Origin of the sequence: Mycobacterium sp. AT1 (genome assembly GCF_002043095.1) — a bacterium.
In the GTDB taxonomy this organism is placed as follows: Bacteria; Actinomycetota; Actinomycetes; order Mycobacteriales; family Mycobacteriaceae; genus Mycobacterium.
The window spans coordinates 1-4,946 of the sequence record NZ_MVOC01000107.1; the positions used below are offsets into that span (position 1 = coordinate 1).

5 protein-coding genes are annotated in these 4,946 nt (G+C 66.3%); 1 reads left to right on the forward strand and 4 read right to left on the reverse strand.

The genetic code is table 11. The features are described 5' to 3' along the window. Nucleotides 1–69: 69 nt before the first annotated feature. Nucleotides 70–342, reverse strand: a complete 273-nt coding sequence (locus B1790_RS33305; RefSeq protein WP_079927546.1) for a hypothetical protein — start codon at nt 340–342, stop codon at nt 70–72. Between the two features lie 251 nt (nt 343–593). Here B1790_RS33305 and B1790_RS33310 point away from each other — a divergent pair, with 251 nt between their 5' ends. Continuing rightward, entirely contained in the window at nt 594–1,829 is a 1,236-nt protein-coding gene (locus tag B1790_RS33310; protein ID WP_079927547.1) for a KasA/KasB family beta-ketoacyl-ACP synthase, read from the forward strand. Between the two features lie 5 nt (nt 1,830–1,834). On the opposite strand, the gene B1790_RS33315 is transcribed toward B1790_RS33310, so the two are convergent. The 3 genes from B1790_RS33315 to B1790_RS33325 all read right to left on the reverse strand — a co-directional run. Next, nucleotides 1,835–3,199 carry a wax ester/triacylglycerol synthase family O-acyltransferase gene (locus B1790_RS33315; RefSeq protein ID WP_079927548.1) on the reverse strand — a complete coding sequence of 455 codons (1,365 nt, stop codon included), beginning with the start codon at nt 3,197–3,199 and terminating at the stop codon, nt 1,835–1,837. Nucleotides 3,200–3,250: 51 nt separating this feature from the next. Beyond that, the gene (locus B1790_RS33320; RefSeq protein WP_079927549.1) at nt 3,251–3,691 is read right to left on the reverse strand and encodes a response regulator; all 441 of its coding nucleotides are present in this window, start codon (nt 3,689–3,691) and stop codon (nt 3,251–3,253) included. Further along, nucleotides 3,688–4,946 (reverse strand): ATP-binding protein (locus B1790_RS33325; RefSeq protein ID WP_142271666.1); only part of this gene is annotated, 1,259 nt, incomplete at its 5' end. The genes B1790_RS33325 and B1790_RS33320, both read right to left, overlap by 4 nt.

The following is a 4,946-nucleotide window of genomic DNA, read 5'->3' on the forward strand; positions in this document are numbered from 1 at the left end:
GGGCCGTCGTCATTCATCGCTAAGTGCCAGGGCGGCAATGCCTTTGAATGAGCTGGTGACAATGGTGCCTCAGCGAGCGGGCCAGCCGAACGACTTCTTGCGGAACCGCTGATAGGCGTTACCGCGAGCGATTCCGAGCGCCGCGCCGATCTGCCCCCATCCGGCGCCCAGCTCACGGGCCGCGTCGACGGCGCTCTGCAGCTCCCGCTGGGCCCGATCGAGGGCCCCGACGGCTCCCGACCGCTTGACTGCGGCGAGTTCTCGGCCGGCAGTGGCGACGTCGTCCATCGCTGCTGCGACCACGGCAGGATCCGGATCCATGGTCGTGTCGGCAGGGGTCATGTGATCACCTCCCTTGGTATGGCAAACGTTATCGCGCCGGACATTGCGCTGTCGAGTGACGATATTGTCACATTTCTGCAGGTGATGGCCTTCATGCTCAGATGAGCGGCCAGTCGGGGGTGGGGCTGGCAACCGATGGGAGCATCGTCCGGCGAGGTCGTCGGGCTTACTGAGGCGTCCAAGCCGGTCCCCGTGTGAGATCCGGTGACGAGGAGCGGGAGAATCGAGTCGACACTCGACGAGAGGCTCCCATGCTGCGCGACTTTCCAGACGTGGTCGTCACCGGACTGGCGATGACCAACGCTCTCGCGGTGGACGCCGAAGCGACCTGGACCGCCCTGTTGGACGGCGGCAGCGGAATTCGCCCGTTGTCCGGCGCATTCGTGGAGGACTTGGATCTGCCGGTGAAGATCGGTGGTCAACTCCTCGAAGACTTCGACGCCGAGCTCAGCAGGGTGGAACTGCGTCGGCTGTCGTACCAGCAGAAGATGGCACTGGTCCTCGGGCGGCGCGCGTGGGCCCACGCCGGCTCACCCGACATGGATCCCACCAGGCTCGCGGTGTCGGTCGGAACCGGGTTCGGCAACGCCGAAGAGGTCATCCTCGCCTACATCGCCATGCGCAAGCGAGGCCTGAAGGCGGTGTCGCCGCTGGCCGTTCAGATGTTCATGCCCAACGGAGCCGCCGCGGCGATTGGACTCGACCGCGCGGCGCGCGCCGGCGTATCGGCACCGATGATGGCCGACGCGTCGGGAGCGGCAGCCATCGCGCAGGCCTGGCAACAAATCGTGTTCGGCGACGCCGACGTCGTGATCTGTGGCGCCGTGGAATCGCCGATCGAGGGGGTGCCCATCGCGGCCTACTCCCAGATCGACGGCATCATGGCGGCCGGCGACGACCCCGCGGGCGCGTGCCGACCGTTCGACAAGGACCGTCGTGGCATGGTTCTCGGCGAAGGTGGCGCCCTGCTGGTCATCGAGACCGAGGAGCACGCGAAGGCCAGGGGAGCGCACATCCTGGCTCGGCTACTCGGAGCGACGACCACCTCCGACGGATTCGACGCGTTGCGTCCCGATCCCGGTGCGGAACAAGAAGCCCACGCCCTGACGCGGGCCATTCAACTGGCGGGCCTCACCGCCGACGACGTCGACCTCGTCAACGCTCACGCCGCGGGCACCGTTGACGGCGACCTCGTCGAGGCGACGGCCCTTGAGAAGGTGTTCGGCAACCGTCGTCCCGCCGTGTACGCGCCAAAGGCCGCCCTGGGCAACACCTTCGGATCTGCCGGCGCCATCGAAGCGGTGTTGACGGTGCAGGCGCTGCGTGACGGCGTAGTGCCGCCGACCCTGAACCTCGCTCAGCTCGACGATCGGATCGACCTTGACGTGGTCACCGGCGAGCCCCGCCGGTCCGACTATCGCTACGCCGTGAGCAACACGTTCGCCTTCGGCGGCCACAACGTGGTGCTGACCTTCGGGAAGTACTAATCGGCTCAGGCGCCGACGGCCTGCTCGAGCTCGGCCAGCGAGTTCTCCAGATGCATCAGCAGCCGCTGAAGGTGCGGCACGCTGCGTCGGCAGCCGACCAAGCCGAAGTCGAGGTTGTCGCCGTTGTTGGTCATGGTGATGTTGAGCGCCTGACCGTCGAGCGCGATGGAGAACGGATAGTTGCCGTCGAGGCGGGCACCGTTCCAGTACAACGGTTCCGACGCGCCGGGGACGTTGGAGATGACGATGTTGAACGGCGGCGGCGCTGACGAGACGAAGCCGGGGAGCAGCCCCATGGCCAAGCCCGACATCAGGAACGCCGACAGGGCGAGAGCCTGCGTGCGCGGCAGCTCGGCGAACACCTTCTTGTTGTCGTCCATCGACGTGCTGATCGCGTCGAGCCGCTTGGCGGGATCGTTCAGGTCGGTGGCCAGGTTGCACAGGATGGTGCCGACCATGTTGCCGCCGGCGTCCTCCTCGTCCTTGGTACGCAGGCTGACCGGCACCATCGCCACCAGCGGGGCGTCGGGGAGCGCGGCGCGTTCGACGAGGTAGGTGCGGAGGGCGCCCGCGCACATCGCCAGGACGACGTCGTTGACGGTGACGCCCGCGGCGGACTTGACGGCCTTGATCCGCGCCAGCGGCCACGATTGTGCGGCAACGCGCCGGGCGCCGCCGATCGGGACGTTGAACATCGTCTTCGGAGCGCGGAACGGCAGCGTCAGTTGCTGTTCCAGGAGCGCGGCCCTTGCGATCGACAGGGTCGACGGCGCCAGCGACGCGATCGAGCCGACGGTCCCGGTGAGGGACTGCAGAGCCGACCGGCCGCCGCCGGAGTCCTTGGTTCGCTGCCGCGGTCCCAACGTCCACGGCACCCGCATCTCGGTGTCGTCCGGATCGGTCGTCATCGACCGGATCGTCAGCCGCTGGGCGCTGACGCCGTCGAGCAGCGAATGATGAATCTTGGTGTAGACCGCGAAGCGTCCGTCCTCCAAGCCCTCGACGAGGCTCGCCTCCCACAGCGGTCGGTGCCGGTCCAGGAGCGTGCCGTGCAACCGCGACACCAACTCGAGCAGTTCACGCACCCGGCCCGGGCGCGGCAACGCCGACCGGCGCAGGTGATAGTCGATGTCGACCTCGTCGTCGAACGCCCATGCCACGTTGGAGATTCCGCCAAGCACCCGGCCGGGGTGCTTGCGAAACGTCGGCTGGAAGTCGTCGTTCTTGACGATCGTCTCGTACATGTCCCGAATGAAGTCGGGCCCCGAACCTTCCGGTGGCTTGAACAGCTGCAAGCCGGCGACGTGCATCGGATGTTCCCGGGATTCGCCGAGAAGGAACATCGAATCCGTCGGCGACATCAGCTTCATGGATGTGACGGTACCCACAGTCCCTGGCATTCACGCCCTCGAGTCACGACTTCAGCCCTGAGGCAGCCGGACCACCTGGACGAAGAACTCGTCGATTTGGCGGACCGCGTTCATGAACTGGTCGAGGTCGACGGGTTTGGTGACGTAGGCGTTGGCATGCAGCTTGTAACTGCGCAGGATGTCCTCCTCGGCGGAGGACGTGGTCAGCACGACGACCGGGATGTGATTCAGGTCGGGGTCTGACTTGATCTTCTCGAGCAACTGCCGTCCGTCGTACTTCGGCAGGTTCAGGTCGAGCAGGATCAGGTCGGGTGTGGGGGCGTTCTCGTAGACGCCGCGTCGGTAGAGGAAGTCGAGGCCTTCCTCGCCGTCGTGTGCCACGTGCAGGTTGTTCTTGATCTTGTTGTGCTCGAAGGCTTCCCGGGTGATGAGCTCGTCACCGGGGTCGTCCTCCACCAGGAGAACGTCGATCGGTCGACCGGCTGTCGTCATGGGGTCGTTCCTTCCAGAAGTGGTGCAGGGTTCTCGGTCGTGGTGGGCACCGGCAGGGTGAAGTGGAAGCGGGTGCCGTCGGTGTAGGACGTGTCGATCCAGATGGTGCCGCCATGGTGTTCGACGATCTTCTTGCACAGCGCGAGGCCGATGCCGGTCCCGCCGTAGGTGTCGCGGCCGTGCAGACGCTGAAAGATGATGAACACCTTGTCGACGAACTCCGGTGCGATGCCAATCCCGTTGTCCGACAGGGTGAAGGAATAGTAATCGGCGTCGGCATCTGCTGCGGGTTGCCATTCGATCCTGATACGCGGCGCGACGCCCTCCTTGCGGAACTTCATCGCGTTGCCGATCAGGTTCTGCCACAGCATGGCCAGGAGCGTCGGGTCGCCGACGACGTGGGGGAGCGGCTCGGCGGGGCGCACGATGTCGGCCTCGGATTCCTCGATCGCGACGGCCAGGTTGGCGAGACCGTCGTTCAGCGCCGCGTCGAGGTCGACGTCGGTCTGGGCGGCGTTGAGCCGGCCGACGCGCGAGAAGGTCAGCAGGTCGTTGATCAGTACCTGCATGCGCTTGGCGCCGTCGACTGCGAAGTCGATGTACTCGACGCCGCGGTCGTCGAGTTTGTCGCGGTAGCGCTTCTCGAGCAGCTGGCAGAACGAGGTGACCTTGCGCAGGGGTTCCTGGAGATCGTGGGAGGCGACGTAGGCGAACTGTTCGAGTTCGGCGTTCGATCGACGCAACTCGACGGTCTGTTCGTCCAATTGCGCCTCGGCCGAACGGGAGGCGTCGAGCTCGTCGACGATCCGCTGCCGCATGTTCTCGACGTCGACGGCGATGGAGCGAATGTCCTTGGGCCCCTGGGGGACGATTTGCTTGCCGAAGTCGCCCTCGGTGATGCGCCGGCACGACGCCGCGAGTGACGCCAGGGGCCGGGTGACCGCCGTCTGCATCACGATCGCGAGCGCCGCCGCGGTCACCAGCAGCGCCACCACGATCGCGCCGAGAACGGCGTTGCGCCACCAGCGAATTCGATCAAGATCCTCGATCCCGGCCGACCTCGCCGCGGTGAGGTGTTCGTTCTGGGTGTCGAAAAGCGCTCGGATGCGGTCGAATTGGGCCTTTCCGCGGTCGGCGACGCCCGCGTCGACCACGGTGCGGGTACCCGGCTGGATGGTGGCGATCAGCGGTTCGGCGAACGACGACCGCCACGCGGCGGCCGCTTGATCGATTGCGTCGACGTCGGCGAGCAGCT

Excerpts from the sequence above, each read along its gene's own strand:
- B1790_RS33305 (WP_079927546.1), bottom strand. The coding sequence starts at position 342 with ATGACCCCTGCCGACACGACCATGGATCCGGATCCTGCCGTGGTCGCA.
- B1790_RS33310 (WP_079927547.1), top strand. The coding sequence starts at position 594 with ATGCTGCGCGACTTTCCAGACGTGGTCGTCACCGGACTGGCGATGACC.
- B1790_RS33315 (WP_079927548.1), bottom strand. The coding sequence starts at position 3,199 with ATGAAGCTGATGTCGCCGACGGATTCGATGTTCCTTCTCGGCGAATCC.
- B1790_RS33320 (WP_079927549.1), bottom strand. The coding sequence starts at position 3,691 with ATGACGACAGCCGGTCGACCGATCGACGTTCTCCTGGTGGAGGACGAC.